This window comes from Paenibacillus sp. FSL K6-3182 (genome assembly GCF_037976325.1).
Classification (GTDB): domain Bacteria; phylum Bacillota; class Bacilli; order Paenibacillales; family Paenibacillaceae; genus Pristimantibacillus.
The window spans coordinates 6,744,292-6,764,137 of sequence record NZ_CP150265.1; the positions used below are offsets into that span (position 1 = coordinate 6,744,292).

Annotated in this window: 15 protein-coding genes and 1 pseudogene; 2 read left to right on the forward strand and 14 right to left on the reverse strand. The window is 44.4% G+C overall.

The window, feature by feature from the left end:
- Positions 1 to 59: 59 nt before the first annotated feature.
- The 8 genes from MHH56_RS29580 to MHH56_RS29615 form a co-directional block, all read right to left on the reverse strand.
- A complete protein-coding gene (locus tag MHH56_RS29580; protein WP_339205196.1) occupies positions 60 to 4,409 on the reverse strand; it encodes a M20/M25/M40 family metallo-hydrolase in 4,350 nt (1,449 codons plus the stop codon).
- A gap of 317 nt (positions 4,410 to 4,726) precedes the next feature.
- A complete protein-coding gene (pruA, locus tag MHH56_RS29585) occupies positions 4,727 to 6,298 on the reverse strand; it encodes an L-glutamate gamma-semialdehyde dehydrogenase (RefSeq protein ID WP_339205197.1) in 1,572 nt (523 codons plus the stop codon).
- 6 nt (positions 6,299 to 6,304) lie between these two features.
- Positions 6,305 to 7,219: a proline dehydrogenase gene (locus MHH56_RS29590; protein WP_339205198.1), complete on the reverse strand. Its 915-nt coding sequence runs from the start codon at positions 7,217 to 7,219 to the stop codon at positions 6,305 to 6,307.
- A 31-nt stretch (positions 7,220 to 7,250) separates the two neighbouring features.
- Positions 7,251 to 8,204 (reverse strand): arginase, encoded by a 954-nt coding sequence (gene rocF, locus MHH56_RS29595; RefSeq protein WP_339205200.1) that lies wholly within the window; start codon positions 8,202 to 8,204, stop codon positions 7,251 to 7,253.
- 47 nt (positions 8,205 to 8,251) lie between these two features.
- Positions 8,252 to 9,457 (reverse strand): ornithine--oxo-acid transaminase, encoded by a 1,206-nt coding sequence (locus MHH56_RS29600; protein WP_339205201.1) that lies wholly within the window; start codon positions 9,455 to 9,457, stop codon positions 8,252 to 8,254.
- A gap of 110 nt (positions 9,458 to 9,567) precedes the next feature.
- Positions 9,568 to 10,290, reverse strand: a complete 723-nt coding sequence (locus tag MHH56_RS29605) for an amino acid ABC transporter ATP-binding protein (RefSeq protein ID WP_339205202.1) — start codon at positions 10,288 to 10,290, stop codon at positions 9,568 to 9,570.
- Positions 10,290 to 10,940, reverse strand: coding sequence for an amino acid ABC transporter permease (locus tag MHH56_RS29610; RefSeq protein WP_339209768.1), 651 nt, complete (start codon positions 10,938 to 10,940; stop codon positions 10,290 to 10,292). Before MHH56_RS29610 ends, MHH56_RS29605 begins: the two co-directional genes overlap by 1 nt.
- Positions 10,941 to 10,962: 22 nt before the next feature.
- Positions 10,963 to 11,787 (reverse strand): transporter substrate-binding domain-containing protein, encoded by an 825-nt coding sequence (locus tag MHH56_RS29615; RefSeq protein WP_339205203.1) that lies wholly within the window; start codon positions 11,785 to 11,787, stop codon positions 10,963 to 10,965.
- 352 nt (positions 11,788 to 12,139) lie between these two features.
- On the opposite strand from MHH56_RS29615, the gene MHH56_RS29620 reads away from it, so the two are divergent.
- Entirely contained in the window at positions 12,140 to 12,784 is a 645-nt protein-coding gene (locus MHH56_RS29620) for a GntR family transcriptional regulator (RefSeq protein ID WP_339205204.1), read from the forward strand.
- Positions 12,785 to 12,849: 65 nt separating this feature from the next.
- Here MHH56_RS29620 and MHH56_RS29625 read toward each other — a convergent pair whose 3' ends face one another.
- From MHH56_RS29625 to MHH56_RS29635, 3 genes and pseudogenes are all read right to left on the reverse strand, one after another.
- Positions 12,850 to 15,216, reverse strand: coding sequence for an EAL domain-containing protein (locus MHH56_RS29625; protein ID WP_339205205.1), 2,367 nt, complete (start codon positions 15,214 to 15,216; stop codon positions 12,850 to 12,852).
- Positions 15,217 to 15,565: 349 nt separating this feature from the next.
- Positions 15,566 to 15,655: pseudogene (locus MHH56_RS29630) on the reverse strand (DUF3934 family protein); the annotation flags it as partial.
- Positions 15,656 to 15,831: 176 nt separating this feature from the next.
- Positions 15,832 to 16,026, reverse strand: coding sequence for a hypothetical protein (locus MHH56_RS29635; protein ID WP_076270361.1), 195 nt, complete (start codon positions 16,024 to 16,026; stop codon positions 15,832 to 15,834).
- A 411-nt stretch (positions 16,027 to 16,437) separates the two neighbouring features.
- On the opposite strand from MHH56_RS29635, the gene MHH56_RS29640 reads away from it, so the two are divergent.
- Positions 16,438 to 17,064, forward strand: a complete 627-nt coding sequence (locus MHH56_RS29640) for an SGNH/GDSL hydrolase family protein (RefSeq protein ID WP_339205206.1) — start codon at positions 16,438 to 16,440, stop codon at positions 17,062 to 17,064.
- An 87-nt stretch (positions 17,065 to 17,151) separates the two neighbouring features.
- Here MHH56_RS29640 and MHH56_RS29645 read toward each other — a convergent pair whose 3' ends face one another.
- The 3 genes from MHH56_RS29645 to MHH56_RS29655 are packed head-to-tail and all read right to left on the reverse strand — an operon-like array spanning position 17,152 to position 19,630.
- Positions 17,152 to 18,141: a Gfo/Idh/MocA family oxidoreductase gene (locus MHH56_RS29645; RefSeq protein ID WP_339205207.1), complete on the reverse strand. Its 990-nt coding sequence runs from the start codon at positions 18,139 to 18,141 to the stop codon at positions 17,152 to 17,154.
- Between the two features lie 52 nt (positions 18,142 to 18,193).
- A complete protein-coding gene (locus MHH56_RS29650) occupies positions 18,194 to 18,841 on the reverse strand; it encodes a ThuA domain-containing protein (RefSeq protein ID WP_339205208.1) in 648 nt (215 codons plus the stop codon).
- Between the two features lie 27 nt (positions 18,842 to 18,868).
- The gene (locus MHH56_RS29655) at positions 18,869 to 19,630 is read right to left on the reverse strand and encodes a sugar phosphate isomerase/epimerase (RefSeq protein WP_339205209.1); all 762 of its coding nucleotides are present in this window, start codon (positions 19,628 to 19,630) and stop codon (positions 18,869 to 18,871) included.
- Positions 19,631 to 19,846: the final 216 nt, after the last annotated feature.

Consider the following 19,846-nt stretch of genomic DNA (forward strand, 5'->3'; position numbering starts at 1 on the left):
ATAAAAAAGCTTTAAATAAAAGGGCTGCCGCTGGCAGCCCTTTTATTTATTGCTATAATTTAATTTTTCTTAAGAAGCTTGCTAATGATAACGGCTGCTTGTGCTCTATTAGCTATGCCTTTTGGAGCATAGGAGCCGTCCGTCATGCCGTTGATCACACCTTGCTCTGTCAGAAGGGCAATTGCTTCTTTCGCATACGATGCCATTTTAGCTTGGTCGCTAAATTTACTTAAGGCACCCTCTACGTCACTTGCTGCTGCATCCTTATTGATGAGCTTCAAGGCGTTCGCAGCCATAATAGCCATTTCCTCACGTGTAATTGGTCGGTTAGGATCGAATTTGCCCTCTCCTACACCTTGAGCCAGTCCTGCTTTCACCGCTGCAGCTACTGAAGCGTAGTACCAATCCGACGTTTTCACATCACTGAAGTCTGCCGTGGCACTCTCATCCGCTAGTTGATAAGCGCGAACAAGCATCGTCAAAAACTCAGCTCGCGTTACTTGTTTAAGCGGTGCAAATGATGTGCTGCTAATACCTGTAATAATGCCTTTTCCAGCCAACTCCTTAATTGCGTCTCCAGCCCATGCCTCAACAGCTCCTAAATCTTTAAACTCAGGAACGTCAACTGGCGTTGGCGTCGGTTTAGGAGTCGGTGTTGGCGTTGGTGTTACAACTGGACCTGGTCCGCCGGTGCCTGGGTCCGGTGTCACAACAGGTCCCGTCTCCTCAGCAGATGCCGCAGCGAATATTGCATTGGCTACTACTCTGAATTGCTTTTGCGGATGTGCTCTGTTCAGTAAATCATTCGCAAATAACGTGACATTAATTTTGCCTTTTTTGTAGGTGAAGCCAATTGTTTTACCTTTTACTTTATCATTTCCAGGCCACCAGCCTGCTTTAAAGAAGTCAGCATCCGTACTTGCCGTTGCCAACACCTTCGCATTTGCAGGAGTAGAAGTGATCCATGAACCCGATGCAGTGTAGAAGTATTCTTTTGCATCGTACGCAGCCGTAATCAAATGCGTCTGATCCAGCTCTGTTTTGAACAAGCCTTCATGAGAGCTTCCTGTCGTTGCGAAATCGAATCCTGGCAACAGCGTTGAACCCTTCATCGTGTTCATTGCCGATCTTCCGAATCCAACATAAGGCTTGCCCTCACCGATCAGGTTCGTGCTTGCTTGTCCGCTTGTGTTAATAAGCACATCGCTTGCCGCCATATCCGTTGTCACAGGGAAACCCAAATCTTTTAGAACAAAAGCAGGGACTCCTGTTGCGGATACTGTCGTTAATTTCAGCAGCGGCCCTTCCTTGCTGTTCTTATTGTCAAAAGCGATAACATCGAGCAAATACTTTTTGGAAATAGACTGGAGATCCGCTTTGGAAACGAGGAAATCTCCTAATTCATAACCTGCAGCACCTTTGCTCAGCATCGTTACTGCTTTCTTAGCTGCAAGCAATTCATTTACTGCTTTAATGGCCGCATTGCTTGTATTTCTAATGACATATTGTTCTGCGTCGCCTGGAATGGTCGTCTCTGGGATTACGACTCCAGTAACGCTCGTCGTTTTACCGGAGAAGGCTCCATCCTGACGTACCACATAACGATCAAAACCTCTCATATCAGCAAAGCTTTGAACGATTTCCGCATACATTTCAGAGAAATCCGATACATCAAAGCCATCGTACAAGACGAGGTTAGCGTACCCCCTCTTCGCTTGCTTCATGTTGACAACGTAAGAGCCAATTGGATAAACAACCCCGCCAATCGTCACAGGTGTCGTGGTTTGTTCGACTTTGACGCCATTGCTCAGCAAGTACTGAACCATTTCATACGTTGCTAGGCGGTTTTTTTGCAATTCGCTTGCTACAGGAAGAACATAATAGTCTGGGAAGAAATTAGTTTCTGCACCGCGTGGCCTGCCAATGACTTGATCAGCAGCATTCGTCAAATATTTATCAACGGTACGGCTGTCTGTATTCTCAACTCCGCGTTTATAAACTTCAAGCTGGTTCAAAAACAATTTTTCTTTGTTTTCTACTACATACTTGGTTGCTGCAACGCTCGCATAGAAGAGTGCAGTCGTTGAATCCTCGTTAAGCTCTGGTATTTCCAGCGTGTGACCTAATGCACCATGGTGCATCGCATAAACAGCTGTGTAAGCAGGGGATGCATCGTCCCAGCCTGATTTATTAGGTCCGTTGTTGTTTTGATGAGATTCATACGGAATTTCGTAGCTTGTATATTTGGTATTAGCAATACCTGCTTTACCCATCGCATTCGCTTGCTCGAGCATGCTTCCAATCAATAGATCGTACTCGAAGTTCGGATCATGCGGCGGCGTACACGGCTCGATCAGGAAGCTGCCTACGAAACCGTGCATATCCAAGAAGGAAAGCGGCGACCATTTGGCAATTTCTTTCGTTACGATTTTTGTTTCGGGCTGTGTTTGATAGGAATTATCGCGGTTCAAGTCAAACGAGTTGGCATTTGCTCGCGTATTCAATGAACGTCCATCTGGATTTTCCGTAAAATTCATTAGGAAAATAGCATTTTCAAGCGCATCATTTACGTTTAACGTAACAGGCAGCGGATTAGCAGCATCCTCGTTCGTATTAAACGTAATGTTATCCTTCATCCCCATTTCCCGGAAGAAGTTAAGAATAACGTCAACGCCAGGCGCTTCATCCGGATGGATGTTGTTAAGCCATACTGGAACTTTATAGTCGGTGAACGTGCCATTTTTGATTTTATCCTGCAAGCCTTTCGGATCATTCATCATAGCAGGCATCGTTTCATTTAAGTATTTGTCTACAGACGCTTTGTCCTTTGCCAAAATCGTAAAATAAATGTTTCTGCCCTGCACGGATTGGCCAAGAACCTGCGTTTCGACATAGCGATTATTCTTCGCATTAATTTCTGCTGTAATCGCGTCAATCTCTGGTTTAATTTCATCATACGAATGATAGCTGTCATAAACATTAAGCTTAATAGGTGCTGTCGCAATGGTGCGGCCTTTCTGATCTAGAACAGCAAAATCACGAGTACCAAGCATTGCCGGGTATCTGGAACGGTGAGCACCAGACAAGTTTGTTGTGTTGTAAATAAGGTCGAACGTAACTTGCGCTTTAACCGTCGTTCCATCCAGCACTGGCGTCCCTTCCAAATAGATGAATGGGTCTCCCGAATAAGAGTTCGTGCCCCACTTCTTCCATTCGGTTAGAGGTTTCTCGCCATAGCTCCATTTCAGATCTGCAAGCGCTACGCCTGCCGGCAATTCGAATGAAACGTCAATCGTTCTTTTTTCTGTTATGGATGCTTTATCTTTGCTTAGTTGAAGCTCTTGTACTTCAAGAAGAATGCCTGTGAGCACTTTAGTAAATGTCGTTAAATGCTCTTGGATTCTTCCCGGATAAGCAGACTCGATATAATCAAGAGTATCTTTTGCTGTGTGCCATATTTCTCCATCCAGTGTAGTCTGCGTATAACCATCCTTGTCGCCAAGGCTCCAGTTCGTCGCTTCCAAGTAGGCGTAAGGAATGCCTGCTTTCGAGAATGGCGCATGATCACTCCAGTCTCCTGTTGTACCAGCTGGATACTTAGGATTTTCACCTGGATTAGTTATAAGGGAAAGACCTAGACGGTCAGCAATACTAAGGCCTAGGTCACGAACGAAACCTTTTGAACCGCTGCTGCCATAAATGTACATATTATCGCCGACAGCCACACTGTCGAGGTTAATCATCGCAACTGTGTTTTTCTTATCTTGAGCAGTCATTTGAGACACATAATATTGAGAGCCTCTAAGTCCTTGCTCTTCCGCGCCAAACGCAATGAATTTAATCGTATACGGCGTAGCTAGCTCGGACACTGCTTTCGCTGATTCCAGCATAACCGCTACACCTGATGCATTATCATCAGCGCCTTTGCCTGCATTGACAGAGTCATAATGCGCGCCTACGATTATAACCTTTGGCGAGGTTCCTACTTTAGTCGCTACGATGTTATTTGAATTAACCGTTGTCCCACCGCGAGTATAGCTGAACGGCTGTACCGCAGTATTAAAGCCTAATTTTTCAAATTCAGCCTTTACATAATTTCCGGCTTCAACCTCTTTCGCTGTACCCGCAACACGAGCACCGATTGTGGTCGCCATATAATTAAGATAATCATAAGCACTTTTACCTACCGAATCTTCCGGCTCAGCAAGTGCAGAGACGATCAGCGGCTCCGTATCCGAAGTTTCTTCCAGCCCCGTTGTTTCTGGAGCAACTGCAGTCTCCTCAGCAGGAACCGAACCAGTATCGGCACCTTCCCGCGCATATGCAGCACCAGGAGCAATGATAGAGAAAATGAGCATTAAGGAAAGCATGAGTGCGAGAAGCTTTTGAGAGATAATCTTCTTAGACATGTTCTTCCTCCTTTTTTGTCTAGCAATTAATCCAATAAACAGAGTGCAGCCAAACGACAGATTGACAATGCTATACTCATCACTCCCATTCCGCTTTTGCGTTAATCAATTTTGACTTAATCTAGGATGCGCCTTATGTATATGTGGGTAAAGCGTCAAAATTTGTATACAATATACTTCTATACGTGAGATAGTGTAACATCAACATTCCATATAGACAATGATATTTTCAGATATTCGATCGAAATTCGATAAAAATCAATCTTTTATGTTACTTTAATTAACACAAAACTCGTATAATCGCGACTATTATTCATTCATAGTTTAATAGACGTAAGTTTAGCTTGTGTGAACAATAGCATATAATCATGTCCGCCAGCCTTTGAATCTGTACCTGACATATTAAATCCTCCAAAAGGATGAACGCCTACTAACGCCCCTGTGCATTTACGGTTAATATATAGATTGCCGCAATGCATATCCTGCAGCGCCGCTTGGATTCGATCCTCTTCTGCCGAGAAAAAAGCTCCTGTCAGGCCAAACTCCGTATCATTGTAAATATGAATAGCCTCCTGCCAATCCTTCGCCTTAGCAATCGCTAATACAGGCCCGAAGATCTCTTCTTGCATTAACGAATCTTTTGGAGCAACATCAGCAAATACCGTTGGCTCTATGAAATAGCCGCTCTCTATTCCTTTTCCGCCGCCTGCTATTAATCTACCTTCACTCTTGCCTCTCTCAATGGCATTCAAAATCTTGTCAAAAGAAGCTTTATCAATAACAGGCCCGATTGCCGCATTCTCTTCCGGGGAACCCATAACAAGCTTGCTCGTTCTTTCTTTCACTTTTTCAATTAGCTCATCATACACATCCGCTACAACAATGGCTCTTGAGCCTGCCGAGCATTTCTGTCCTTGAAACCCAAAAGCAGAAGCTACAATAGCATCAGCAGCAGCATCGATATTGGCCGTTTCATCAACGACAATACCGTCTTTCCCGCCCATTTCCGCTACAACTCGCTTCATCCATATTTGTCCCGGCGCTTGTTCAGCAGCCAGCCGATTAATACGCAGCCCTATTTCCTTCGAGCCTGTGAAGCTAATGAATCTGGTCTTTGGATGGCTAGTCAAGTAGTCGCCGATTTCTGCACCGCTTCCCGGTAAATACTGAATAACATCAGCAGGCATCCCCGCCTCCACCATCAGCTCATAGAACTTGTATGCAATAATCGGAGTTGTAGATGCAGGTTTCATAATAATCGTGTTGCCTGCAACGATAGAAGCACTAGCCATCCCAGCGCATATTGCCAGCGGGAAATTCCAAGGCGGAATAACAATCCCGACGCCCAGCGGAATATAAGTCAGTCGATTGTCTTCACCTGCTAGCTTAACCAGTGGTTTAATCTCATTGGTTTCCGCTAATTTCAACATTTCACGTGCATAATAATCCATAAAATCAATCGCTTCTGCCGTATCTGCATCGGCTTCTGCCCAGTTTTTACCCGACTCAATTACGAGCCACGCCGAAAAATAATGCTTCCGCTCCCGCATGAGCGCTGCGGCTTTCATCAAGCAGGTCGCCCGTGTCCATACCGATGTATGTTTCCACGTTTCAAAAGCAGCAAGCGCTGATTTCATCGCCTGTTCAGCTAATTCTTGGCTTGCTTTTGCCACTTCACCTACTACTTCATCCGACTTTGCCGGGTTGCGTGATACGATATAATCAGAGGTATGAACGGCATGACCTCCAATATGCAGCGGGTATTGCTTGCCTAATTCCGTTCTCACATAAGCAATTGCTTCCAGAAAGGCAGCACGGTTCTCAGCATTGCCAAAATCAGTCATCGGTTCAGTAACAAATGGCGTTACATTCCATTCTCTCATTGTCATTCCCCTCTACTTCCACATATTTTTCAATACAAACCAAACATTATCAGGTCGTTCTGCCAGTCTTCGCATGAAATAACCAAACCAATCTTCACCGTAAGGGACATAGATTCTTACTCTATAACCATCACGAACGAGTTCATCCTGCAGCTCCTCGCAAATGCCATAAAGCATTTGGAACTCGAATTGCTCCACTGGAATTCCCTGTTCTTTGATGAACCTTTTTGCGGTATCAATGATGGCGCGATCATGGGTCGCTATCGCCGTGTAGCTGCCGCTCTGCAAATGCATCTTTATTAATCTCTCAAATGATTGATCGACATCCGTTTTCTGCGGATAGGCAACCTCTTCAGCTTCTTTATAAGCGCCCTTCACCAGCCTTAGGTTGGCACGATTAAGTCCTAGCTCATGAACATCCTGCTCCGAACGAAACAAATAAGCTTGAATAACGATACCAACATGTTCATATGACTCTCGCAGCCTCTTATATAGATCAAGAGCAGGCTGGCAGTGAGAGTAATCTTCCATATCGATTCGAACAAAAATGTTCATTTTCGCTGCGGCATCCAATATCGTTCTCATATGCTCCTCGCACAGCTTGCTATCCAGATCCAGTCCTAAGCTTGTAAGCTTTAAGGATAAGTTCGCATTTGCATTAGAAGCAGCAATTGCTTTAAGCGTGCGCAAGCACATATTTGCGGAATGAGCAGCTTCTTCCTTGCCTCGAATAAATTCACCTAAATGATCTAAAGTTGCCATTTTCCCTTGTTTATTAAGCTTCTTGACCGCTTCAATGGCGCTGCTTATCTCAACCCCAGCTACAAATCGGCTAGCTCCCAGCTTGAGCCCATATTTACGCGCCAAACTCCCAATCCGACTGCTTTTGCCGAGAGTCAGAAAAAAGCTCCTCATCATTTTTTCCATAGCGAACCCTCGTCCCCTAACCGCCTAGATTCTATATAATTCGTTTGCCAAGCAGAGAGGTCGCCATTTCAACCGCAAGCCGAGAAGTACGCATGCCTACATCCAGCAGAGGATTTACTTCCACAATATCCATAGAGGTTACGCGGCCTGTTTCAGCTAGCAGCTCCAGCGCTAAATGCGCTTCGCGATAGCTTATTCCGCCTGGAACCGGCGTTCCTACACCGATAGCCTCCGCCGGGTCCATACAATCCATATCAAAGCTTACATGCACACCATCCGTACCGCTGCTCACAATCTCAATCGCCTTCTCCATAACTGCCTTCATGCCCATTCGGTCAATGTCATGCATTGTGAAGCAAGCGATTCCTTCTGATCGAATAAGCTCCTTCTCGTAATGATCTAAATCACGCGCTCCGATAATCACTACATTTTCTTTCTTAATGAGCGGTCCAGCTCCCGGTATATCGGAAAGCTTAAATTTCCCTAGACCCATCGCTACCGCAAGCGGCATACCGTGCATATTTCCGGAAGGAGTGGTCTCCTCCGTATTCAAGTCGCCATGCGCATCAAACCAGATAATGCCCAAATTATTGTAATGACCAGTCAAACCAGCTAGCGAGCCAATCGCAACACTGTGGTCCCCGCCTAATACGAGAGGAAAAGAGTCCGCAAGCACTGCGCGATAGACCTGTTCCCCTACTAGCCCGCTCATCTCTATCACTTCGGGAAAATATTTCATCTTGGGCTGCTTCGGATCAAGCACGCCATGCCTCGGGCAGCTGACCTCGTAGTTGCCAACTAAATCAAATCCCATACTTCTGATTTGACGCGCAAGCCCTGATTGAATAATGCTTTCCGGTCCAAGCTCCGATCCTGCGCGGCTTCCGCCCATCCAGAACGGAACGCTTATGAGTCTCACTTTTTTGCTCGCCATAGAATCCGTCCTCCCCGTCTTGTTAAGATTCGCTTCACCAATGCTTCCCATAGTGAACATCCCCTTCCTTAAGCTGTCTCCGTCCGCAAATTCATCCCTTATTCGGATTGAAGCACAAACGCAATCCTTTCTATCGCCCAATCGATCTCTTCTTTCGTAATAATGAGCGGCGGCGCGAACCTTATGGTCGTGTCATGTGTTTCTTTGCACAATAGCCCTTTCCCCATCAGACGTTCACAGTATGGCCTCGCTGCTGTATCAAGCTCCAAACCGATAAACAAGCCCTTACCGCGAATTTCCACAATATGCGGTGAACTAATTTCAGCTAATTGTTCTCGAAAATATTTCCCCAGTTCATCCGAACGCTCTGCCAGCTTCTCCTCCTCGATGACATCAATCGCTGCTGCAGAGACGGCACAAGCCAGCGGGTTGCCGCCAAACGTAGATCCATGCGAACCAGGCTCAAAAACATTTAAAATCGTATCGTTTGCGGCGATTGCCGAAATGGGCATCACCCCGCCGCCCAGCGCTTTGCCCATAATATAAACATCTGGCGTTACATTTTCCCAATCGCATGCAAAGCGTCTGCCTGTACGTCCAAAACCGGTTTGAATTTCATCGGCCACGAACAGCACATCATTTTGTTTGCACAATGCATAAGCTCCTGACAAATATCCTTCCGGCGGAATAATGATGCCCGCCTCCCCTTGAATCGGCTCAACGAGAAAAGCAGCTGTATTTGGTGTAATCGCCTGTTCAAGAGCAGCCAAATCGCCATAAGGAACTAGCTTGAAGCCTGGCGTAAATGGCCCAAAATCCTTTTTGTATTCCTCCGTTGATGAGAAGGAAGTGACCGTTATTGTCCGACCATGAAAATTGCCTATACAAACGATAATTTCCGCTTGGTCGTGCTCCACGCCTTTCTCACGATATGCCCAGCGACGAACCGCCTTAATGGCGGTTTCCACTGCTTCTGCCCCCGTGTTCATTGCCAAAATTTTATTTTTACCCGTGTAATTAACTAGTTTTTCATAAAACTCGCCCAGCTTATCATTGTGAAAAGCTCGTGAAGTGAGCGTTACTTTATCCGCTTGATCTTTAAGTGCATGAATAATCTTTGGATGCCTATGACCATGATTAAGAGCGCTGTACGCACTGAGCATATCCATATACCGATTGCCTTCAGGGTCGTTCACCCAGACACCTTCAGCCTCCGAAATGACGATAGGCAGCGGATGGTAATTGTGTGCGCCGTATCGATCCGACTGCTCCATGACAACCGCTGTAGATTTGGTAGATGTCATATCGATGAAATCACTCCCCGCAAATTTGTATACAATATTCAATTACTGTTATAAAAAAACCTGGATTGATTATTAACCACCAGGAATTTACAAACTAAACGACCTTGCTGCTATAAAACCTTTGCCAAAAAATCTTGCGTTCGCGGGTGCTGAGGATTTTGGAATACCTTCAGCGGCACTCCCTCTTCAACAATGCAGCCGCCATCCATAAACAGGAGCCTATCGCCAACCTCGCGGGCAAAACCCATTTCATGCGTTACAATAACCATCGTCATTCCGTTTTGAGCAAGCTTCCGCATGACTTCAAGCACCTCACCAACCATCTCAGGATCGAGTGCTGACGTTGGTTCATCAAACAGCATCACGCTAGGCTGCATGGCAAGCGCTCTCGCTATCGCAACACGCTGTTTCTGTCCGCCTGAGAGACGATCTGGATAGGCATCTTTCTTGTCTTCGAGCCCCACTAAGCGCAGCAGTTCCACAGCTTCTACATTCGCCTGCTCTTTGCTCAGCTTCTTTAGCTTACACGGAGCAAGGGTCAAATTTTCCAAGACGGTCATATGCGGAAATAAATTAAAATGCTGAAACACCATGCCCATTTCTTGACGAATGCGATTTAACTCCGACTGTTTATTCGTAATCTCACGATCATTCAGCTGAATATGACCTGCCGACGGCTCCTCCAATCGATTCAAACAACGAAGAAAGGTACTTTTCCCCGATCCGCTTGGTCCAATAACAACGACGACCTCGCCTTTGCGAATTACCGTGTCTATCCCCTTCAATATTTCGTTTTTTCCATAAGATTTGCGCAGCCCTTTTACGACTATCATCAGCTTCTCAACTTCCTCTCTAGCACAGCAAGCAGCCTGGATAATGTAAATGTCATGATAAAATATAAAGCGCAGGCAATTAATAACGGCTCCATCGGCGAGAAGGTGACGCTCTGAACCGTCCGAGCATTGTACATCAGCTCCGCAATGCCTATGACGGATATAAGCGAGGAATCTTTTATAATAATAATGAATTCATTGCCTATTGCCGGCAGCATGTTGCGGAAAGCTTGCGGCAGCACGATGTACCGAAGCGCCATACCTCTGCTCAGACCCAATGATCGAGCCGCCTCCGTCTGACCCCTGTCGATTGCTTCGATTCCCGCTCGAAATACCTCTGCCATATAGGCAGAACTATTAATTGTGAGCGCTACCACTCCTGAAATGAAAGGCGGAAGATTTATACCAAATCCAGTCAGTCCATAATGAATAATGAAGATTTGCACGAGCATTGGGGTGCCTCGTATAATCTCGATATAAGTAGAGGCCAAAAACTTAACCGGCCAGAAGCGCGAGATTCGCATTAATGCAAAGAGTACCCCGAGCACTGTGCCGAGCGCCACGCCGAAGAAAGACAACTCCAGCGTGACCAAGGCTCCTCTCAAAAAAATCGGCCAATACTCAGCCATGAAACCGAAGTTTAAATCCATATCCAACTACTCCGTCCGCTCTTTATTCTCCAACCAGCTCATTGGCCTCAACGACATAACGATCAATTTCGCCGCTTTCCTTCAAACGAGCAATCGTTCCATCAATTTTATTAAGCAAATCTTGATTGCCCTTCTTAACAGCTATGGATACGCCAGCCTCTTCTACGGGCTGCTCAATCTTCACTTCAGACACTGCAATATCCGTTTGGGCCACTGCGTATTGATCCGCTACCGGTTTTTCTAGAATAATGGCATCTACACGACCGCTCTTCAGCTCCAAAATCAATTCAGGAATTTTAGCTAAAGCCGTTAGCTTCGCATCGGCGATTTCCTGTGCAATGCCTTCTTGAATCGAACCTTTTTGAATACCGATTTTTTTGCCTTTCAAATCATCCAATGACTTGAATTGCTCAGCTTGATCCTTTTTCACCAAAACGCCTTGGCTAGTCAGGTAATAGATTTCAGAGAAATCAACGTTCTTTTTACGTTCTTCCGTAGGCGTCAGACCTGAAATAACCATATCTACTTTTCCTGTATCGAGTGCGAGCAGCAAACCATCAAAGTCCATATCTTGAATTTGGAGCTCAGCATTCATATCTTTTGCAATCTCTCTAGCAATTTCAATATCAAAACCTACGATCGTATCTTTACCGTCTATCATCTTATGGAACTCAAAGGGGGCGTAATCTGCACTTGTACCCAGGGTAAGCGTTGTTTTCTCTACTGCTGGAGGATCTGTTGCCGCGTTATTGTTCGTTGCAGCTGGCGTATTTTCCTTATTGTTTTGACCACATGCCGAAAGGACGACCATAACCGAAATAAGCAGCAATGATAATTTCTTTTTCATTTCCATCTCTCCCAATTCATTATCTGATTTAGTCTAAAATCCCCCGAATTGAATACGGAGTTAAATCTGTATACAATATACATATATGATGGTAGTAATTATAACATCGGTTTCCACTATCTACAATGTTTTTTTATGATTCTATTAAAAATTGTTATTTCAATGTGAGTTATTATGACACCTTTCGACATATTCACACACTTGTCTAATATCTGGATCAGATGATAAAATAGTGAAATCATCTACTGTACGAATGCATGATCATTCACCTAAGCCATTTATCTATCCCATATAAAAGTTATACAGCAAACAACTTCACCTCATTAAAGTAAGTTAGAACAGGGGAACCTACATGCAATCACCTAAATACCAATCGTTAAAAGACCATGTTTACGAGTATATCGCTCAAAAAATCCAAGATGGCACATTACTGCCGAATCAAAAAGTTAATGAAGCTGAAATTTGCAAAAAACTAGATATAAGCCGTACGCCTACCAGAGAAGCATTATTTCAACTATCCTCCGACAATCTCCTAGATTATTTACCTAGACGCGGCTTCACTGTCAAAGCCTTCGATTCCAAGAAAAAACTCGATTTTTCCCGAATTATTGGAGTGTTGGATGCACTCGCTGCTACCTTGTGCATTGATTTACTTCAGCAGCCTGACTTCATCGAAATGGAAAGGCTTGTCGACAAAATTGATCTTGATATTAGCAAGCTGTATTTCTCCGATTATCATATGGACCAATACAACTTCCATGATATTTATATAAAAAAATGCGATAATCCAGTATTAATTGAAACGTTGAATTCATTAAAAAACAGCTTTATTCGTCAATCCTATGCAAGTGAAGACAAACCAAAGCTCGCAAACGTGCTAAAGCAAGTAAATGCGGAGCATCGAAAAATTCTTAACTTGTTCAAAGAGAAGGATAAAGAAGCCTTGGAAGCTACACTTAAGCATCACTGGCGCATTATTGATACCGAGATGCTCTAATGCCATACAAAAAAAAGGCTGCCAGCTTGAAGCTGGCAGCCTTCGTTTATGTACTTCCGAACCTATCACCTAGCGATTAATAGTTTATTAAACTCTAGCAATGGGAGCGGCTTATGATAGTAATAACCCTGCGCTTTGTCACAGCCAAGCTGCTTTAGCTGTTCATATTGATCCAATGTTTCTACGCCCTCGGCAACCACCTGCTTCTGCAGGTCATGCCCCATCGACACAATCGTCTTCACGATGGATAAGCCGCCTTGATAGGCATCCATGTCTGTAATAAAGGAGCGGTCAATTTTGATAATAGCAATCGGCAGCTGCCTTAGCACACTTAATGAGGAATAGCCTGTCCCAAAATCATCAATGGCGATATGTATACCTAAAGCAACAAGCTCATCGAGCATTTTTCTAGCTACATTTAAATTATTAACGACCATACTCTCCGTAATCTCCAAGCATAACCGATCAGGCTCCAAGCCACTGCTGCGCAAAATCTCCTGAACCTTGTTTACGAAATCAGGCTGCATAAATTGTCTCGACGAAACGTTCACCGATAGCATAAAATCATTCCAGCCTTGCTCCTGCCACAGTTTACCCTGCTGACAAGCCTCCGAAATAACCCATTGTCCAATTTCATTAATTAATCCCGTTTGCTCTGCCAGCGTGATAAATTCTCCTGGATGCACCATGCCAAGCTCTACCGATTGCCAGCGAATAAGCGCCTCTGCCCCTATCAGCTGTCCGCTCGCCAAATTAATCTGCGGCTGATAATGGAGAACAAATTCCTTGCGTTTCAGTGCTTTGCGAAGATGCTTCTCCAGCTTGACGTCTCGCTGTACTAGAGCAATCATCTCATTCGTATATAACCGATACTGATTGCCTCCGCTATGTTTCGCATTGTACATGGCAATGTCTGCCCTCTTGATAAGCCCATCAGAACTGTCATCATCAAATGGATGGACACTAATTCCAATGCTGCCGCCTAGGTAGAAATCTTGCCCTTGAAGCGTAATCGGCAGCTGAAAGGCTAGATGAATGTTTTCGGCAAGCGACACGATCTCATCATATTCTTCCGCTTCTTTAATTAAAATAATAAATTCATCTCCGCCCAGACGGGCAAGCAAATGCCGATGGTCTACATTTTGACGCAGGCGCTGAGCAACGTCAATTAAAGCCTGATCACCAAACTGATGTCCAAGCGTATCGTTTATCAGCTTAAAGCGATCCAAATCGATAAGCATGACTCCGAGCAGCGCTTTTGATGATTTCACAGCTTTTAACGAAGCTTCCAGCTCACGATTAAAATGATAGCGGTTAGGCAGCTTAGTCAATGTATCGTGATGTGCCAAAAAATGTATGAGACGCGACTCTTCCTGCTGCTGCGTAATATCCCGAATGACCATTAACAAAAACCAATCCTTGCCCTCAGCCATCATTTCCGTATCAGCCAAAATCGCACGTTTCTGGCCTTTTCGATTCACTATGGTCAGCTCGCGGTTTCTCCATGCATCCTTCGGAAAGGAAGCAGCAAAGGCTTCCTCCATGTCTTTGCGTTCGTTCATAACGATGAATTCAGATAAAGAGCGATTTTCCAGCTCCTCTTCCTTCTCAAATCCAAGTATACGAAGCGCACCTGGATTTACTTCCTTCATGATCATATTTTTGTCGATCATAATGATGGCGGTTGGGGAAAACTGATAAAGCAGCTCATATTTTTTGGATGTAGAAGGCAAGAAATCATTTTTCATATAGACACGAAGGGAAATACTCCATATTATAGTTGTCAAAAAAATGACTGAATCTGAAATATAAACATAGGGTGAGAAAGCAGTATATACAATTAAGACCCCGATCGTCGCCAGCTGGTAAAATAGATTGGCTTTAAACAGCACCATAAATCGTTTACGATCAACGTTGTTATTCGCTTTATAATGGGCTATTAAACAAATAGCTACATTAAGCAATGAATACATGACCAAAAAACCATAAATAACAGTCATGGCCGGAGCAGCTTCGATTTGCTTCCAAAAACCTTCTACCCGAACCCCTTCAAGCAAATACTCTCTTCCTCTTATGGCTAGAAGCAGAAAATACAATATAAATGGTATAAAAGCTATGCCTATAGTGCTCCATCGAGAAAGCCGATGATAACTGTTTGTTGCCGTAAGATGAAGCAAAACGCTCATGCTTACCGCGGCTATAGAAGCTGGGTAAACCATATAAGCAGAAATATTCAGCGCATACTCGGCAGATAACAGCTGCTCGAGGTATTGAAAAAAAATCATACTCGCCAGCAAACAAATGGTAAGAAAGGCAAGACGATTCTCAATATGCTTAGCGTTTCGTCTTATAATAACTAAAGCGGTGTCAATCATATACATGACGGGAAAGATAAAGAAGAGCAGAAGCATTATGGATTGATAGTCACTCATATGATGAAGCCACCTCGCTGAACATTATTCAAAAATACAATTCACATTTTTATCCAAGCAATAGTACCATTATAAAACTTAAATATCGGCAGGACAACGAGAAAAAGACGGCTAAACAGAGAGCTTCCCTGTCTAACCGTCTTTCGTTTCATAAGAGCGCCATGGCTCACGCGCAGGCTGCTCTTTGTTATTTCTATTTTCTGCCCTTAGCCGCGCTTCCACCTTTAAATGCGGTACTGCCTTTAGTCATGTTAGCGCTTTTAGCATTAGGCGTATTTTTATCGTCCGTTTTACCTTTTTCACCTTCAGCGCCTTTAGCACCTTGGTTTCTGCCAAATACCTTTTTCGCTAACTTCTTCTTTTCCCCTGCTTGCCAACGATTCCAGCCTTTTTTGTCCGTTCCTCTGCCGGTCCCGCCTTTACCCTTTGTACTACTCATATTATCACTCCATCATGTCTTCTATGCCGAGTTAAACCTCATAAAATGCAGCTAAAGCATCTATCAGAATCTTGTTCCTCGTTATCATTACTTATCAGTATACCATTAATCCTGCACTTGGATTCTTATGATGGCTTTTAAATTTTAAATTTCGTTATGCTCTTCGTTTGTTATTCTTAATAAACATGAACCTTATCGCTCATGATTTTCCGAAGAATATTTTTATGGCGCTCAGCTCTAAGGACCAAAGCCTTTAGCGCAGCTAACGCTTCACCAGCTTGTTCGAGGTAATACTCGTCGCCAAAAAGCGTGTATAATCTCATATAATCATTATATTCATCCAGCCATTCATTGAAGTAAGAAGAGATCATTCCCATCACTCCCTTAATTCGATTATAGAGCAAGAACATTAAGATTTTATGAAAAAAATAGGAGGAAAAACATAAAATCATTCTAGCTGTTTCTGTTCTTATCGTTTATAGTATATTTTAAAGTTTTCTGAATATTCCCAAAAATGTTTACGCACCATTAACAAATGCTGCCCCAATCTATTTATCCTTCTCTATACTATTAAATAGGAAATAACAGAAAAGTTAAATAGAAACTTCAGTTATAATTGTTTCTTATTTTATGGAAGAAAAAAACAGCTGCTTATTGACCAGAGAATGGAATCCTTTGTATTATGAATTTGCTGACAAATAGAAAGCGCTCACAGCTATCCCGCTTCAAGACATGTTTTATCTTATGAAGACTAGTATTTGAACTCATTGGAGGCCTAAAAAATGACATTAATCGATCAAAACGCAATTGTTCTATTTCAAGGCGACAGCATCACGGATGCTGGCCGCAACCGAAATGACTGGGCAAATCTAGGATCGGGTTATGCAAATCTTGTAACGTCTTTGTTTACGAGTAAATATCCTGAGAAACAAGCTACGTTTCTGAACCGCGGGATATCGGGTGACCGTGTCATTGATTTGGAGCGGAGATGGGAAGTGGATTGCCTTGATTTGAAACCAAGCCTGTTGTCTGTTTATGTAGGCATTAATGATACTTGGCGCCGCTATGACAATAACGATCCACTTAGCACGGAGGAATACTATACCACTTACCGCCGCTTGCTGAGCAGAGCAAAGGAGCAGTTGAACGTTAAGCTTGTTCTAGTCGAGCCTTTCGTGCTTCCAGTAAATGATAGCCAGAAGCAATGGCGTGAAGATCTTGATCCAAAAATTCAAGCTGTCCGCGAGCTCGCTGGAGAATTTAAAGCCATTTATGTTCCGCTTGATGGTTTGTTCGCACAGGCTGCAACACAGACAGGACCGGCTTATTGGGCTCCCGACGGTGTTCACCCGTCTCCTGCTGGTGCCGCACTCATTGCTGAAGCATGGCTTCAAGCGGTCAAAGCATAAGCGATTTAGAAGGCTTCTGCTTAGAGACAGCGATACTGATAAAGAAAGGAGTAGGCGAATACGCAGCCTACTCCTTTCTTTTAGTAATTATTCATCAGTAGGGTAACGAAGACCCCACTGCTTCCTGATCGTATCCAGCGTCTCCATGATTGCTAGCGTCTCATCCAGCGGAATGATTGAACTTTCGAGCCTTCCCTCACGGAGCGCATTCATCGCTTCCTCAGCTTCAAATGAATAACCCTCTGCTTCACGGTCGTCCTCGATCGACTCTGCAGCACCCTGTTTCGGGTGCAAATATGCTGATTTACCGAACAAGAAGTTTGGCACATGAATATGCCCCTTCGTTCCATAAATATAAGCATCATTAACCATTTCCAGCTGTACCGCTCCATTCAGCGATGCAGTACGTCCACCTTCATATTCAAACAACAATGAAAACTGCTCGTCTACTCCCGTCTCGCCAAGACGAGCACTGCTCAGAATTTTGGATGGCGCCCCGCCGAAAATTAATGATGCGAAGGAAACGGGATAAATACCAGCATCCAGCAGTGCCCCGCCGCCCAGCGCAGGATCAAGCAGACGGCTTTCCGGCGCCCAGCCGATATCAAAGCCAAAGTCAGCTTTAAGCATTCGCACTTCTCCGATTTTACCATCCGCAATCCATTCCATAACCTTAAGGATTGGCGGTAAAAACCGTGTCCACATCGCTTCCATAAGAAATACTCGTTTTTCTCTGGCTAATGTAATGATTTCTCTTGCTTCCGCCGCATTCATTGTGAATGGCTTCTCGCAAATGACAGCTTTGCCAGCACGCAATAGGGCGAGCACATTTTCTTTATGGATGGGATGCAGCGTGCCCACATAAACAATATCGATCTCGGAATCTTGCGTCAGCTCTTCAATGCTGCCATAAGCGCGTGGGATATTATACTCTTTGGCAAAACGCTCTGCCTTCTCCAGGTTTCTCCCACCAACAGCGACTAGCTCCGCGCCCTCTGCAAATGCTAAATCTTTAACAAACTTTGAGGAAATCCAGCCCGGACCCAAGATGCCCCATTTCATTGTTTGTACCGACATATCCTTATTCACTCCTCTGAATAAAAAATGCACATTTGTTGTTTGCTCCCTATTATTGGTCGCTTCCACCACACCATCTCAAAGCCTGTTTTATCGTTGCTTGATACTCTTCCATCTGCAGCACGGATAAGAGATGCCCTGGTGTAAGCACGCAAACTCTTCCTTCACCTTGCTCCCTTATCCAGCCCGCTGGCTGCGTGCCGTGCTCTGACTCCGAAGTCATCAACACTTGAATGCGCTCGTCGATAACCTCCATAAAATAATGCTCGTCATGTACCGTAAAGTCCTGTGCATGCGCCTTGTCCCATGGCGTTTCGTCCTTATGAACGATCGTAACGGAACAAGCGGCCGGATGATGCTGGAATACCCCGCCTACAAGCTCAAAGAAAACAGACTCATCACGATAGCCCACCGTTCCTGCATGCAGCACCAGCAATCCTTTTCCTTGCTCAACATAGCTCTGGAATTGCAGCTGAATCTCCTCAGTGAGCCAAGGCGTTGTATCTGTTGACGACACTTGGTTCGACTTGGCAAGCACAACCACATCCTGCTGATCCATCCACCCTCGCGACCATTCTGATGCATGCTGGGTATAATCGAGCTGAAAACCTTGCTTGCCGAGCGGCTCCAAGCCTTCCTTGATCAGCTTGCCCGGGTGCCAATAATCGTCGCAAATGATGCCGATTTTCATCTCTATCATCCTCTCGCTTCTATATTAGCACTGCTCCTATAGAAATTGTTTTAAATTGTTAAAGCTAATAGCCAAGCTCTCAAACGGATCACGTCTGCATACATCCTGCTCGACTACATACCACTCTACTCCAATCTCTCTGCATGCTTCAATAATCGCTTTGAAATTTAAGTTTCCTTCGCCAATTTCAGCGAACACTTGCTTATAATCAACGATTTCCAAATCTTTGAGATGAACAACACCCATCCGGCCTTTAACCTGATGAATCGCATCCACCGGATTTACTCCGCCAACATGTACCCAATAGGTGTCGAGCTCGAATCCAACTGCAGACGGGTCACTTTCTTGCTGCAAAATATCCATTCCTGTTCTGCCTGCAAACTTCTGGTACTCAAACTGATGATTATGATAAATAAACTGCAAGTCATGCTCCTTCAGTTTTCTTCCAATTTCTGTCGCTTGCTTCGCAAAAGTGGAATAGCCCTCCCCGCTAGTGCGGTATTCATCCGGAATAGAGCCTAACCCAACATACTTACAGTTCCACAGCTTATGCATTTGCACGGTATTGTCAAAGTCATTGACCATAGAATCCAGACTTACATGCGTTGCACAAATACGAAGCCCTTCAGCATCTGCTAATTGCTTCACTCTTTCTGGAGCAATAGGGCCTATTCCCGATACTTGAACCGCTTCATAACCTATTTCCCTTACCTTGCGCAGCGTCTGCTCCAAATCCGCTTCATTCTGGCAATAGTCACGCAAAGTATACAACTGTACTGCAATATTTGATAAATTCATTTCTTCGCCGCCTTTATCATAGATTTGGGTTAGCTTACATGGTTATAGATTAATTGTAGCATTATTAATGAAAGCGCTACTTTACTGAGGTTAACCAAGCATACCCCGCCAATTGATTATAATTGACCAAAAGGACGCTTTTCTTTTAAAGGTGTTGAAAAAAGCGCAACAGGAGCCCCGCACTTTCGTGCTTGGAAACCCCTATTGCGCTTCGCA

Coding starts and splice junctions, on each gene's coding strand:
- MHH56_RS29580 (WP_339205196.1), bottom strand. CDS start 4,409: ATGTCTAAGAAGATTATCTCTCAAAAGCTTCTCGCACTCATGCTTTCC.
- pruA (WP_339205197.1), bottom strand. CDS start 6,298: ATGACAATGAGAGAATGGAATGTAACGCCATTTGTTACTGAACCGATG.
- MHH56_RS29590 (WP_339205198.1), bottom strand. CDS start 7,219: ATGGAAAAAATGATGAGGAGCTTTTTTCTGACTCTCGGCAAAAGCAGT.
- rocF (WP_339205200.1), bottom strand. CDS start 8,204: ATGGGAAGCATTGGTGAAGCGAATCTTAACAAGACGGGGAGGACGGAT.
- MHH56_RS29600 (WP_339205201.1), bottom strand. CDS start 9,457: ATGACATCTACCAAATCTACAGCGGTTGTCATGGAGCAGTCGGATCGA.
- MHH56_RS29605 (WP_339205202.1), bottom strand. CDS start 10,290: ATGATAGTCGTAAAAGGGCTGCGCAAATCTTATGGAAAAAACGAAATA.
- MHH56_RS29610 (WP_339209768.1), bottom strand. CDS start 10,940: ATGGATTTAAACTTCGGTTTCATGGCTGAGTATTGGCCGATTTTTTTG.
- MHH56_RS29615 (WP_339205203.1), bottom strand. CDS start 11,787: ATGAAAAAGAAATTATCATTGCTGCTTATTTCGGTTATGGTCGTCCTT.
- MHH56_RS29620 (WP_339205204.1), top strand. CDS start 12,140: ATGCAATCACCTAAATACCAATCGTTAAAAGACCATGTTTACGAGTAT.
- MHH56_RS29625 (WP_339205205.1), bottom strand. CDS start 15,216: ATGAGTGACTATCAATCCATAATGCTTCTGCTCTTCTTTATCTTTCCC.
- MHH56_RS29635 (WP_076270361.1), bottom strand. CDS start 16,026: ATGATCTCTTCTTACTTCAATGAATGGCTGGATGAATATAATGATTAT.
- MHH56_RS29640 (WP_339205206.1), top strand. CDS start 16,438: ATGACATTAATCGATCAAAACGCAATTGTTCTATTTCAAGGCGACAGC.
- MHH56_RS29645 (WP_339205207.1), bottom strand. CDS start 18,141: ATGTCGGTACAAACAATGAAATGGGGCATCTTGGGTCCGGGCTGGATT.
- MHH56_RS29650 (WP_339205208.1), bottom strand. CDS start 18,841: ATGATAGAGATGAAAATCGGCATCATTTGCGACGATTATTGGCACCCG.
- MHH56_RS29655 (WP_339205209.1), bottom strand. CDS start 19,630: ATGAATTTATCAAATATTGCAGTACAGTTGTATACTTTGCGTGACTAT.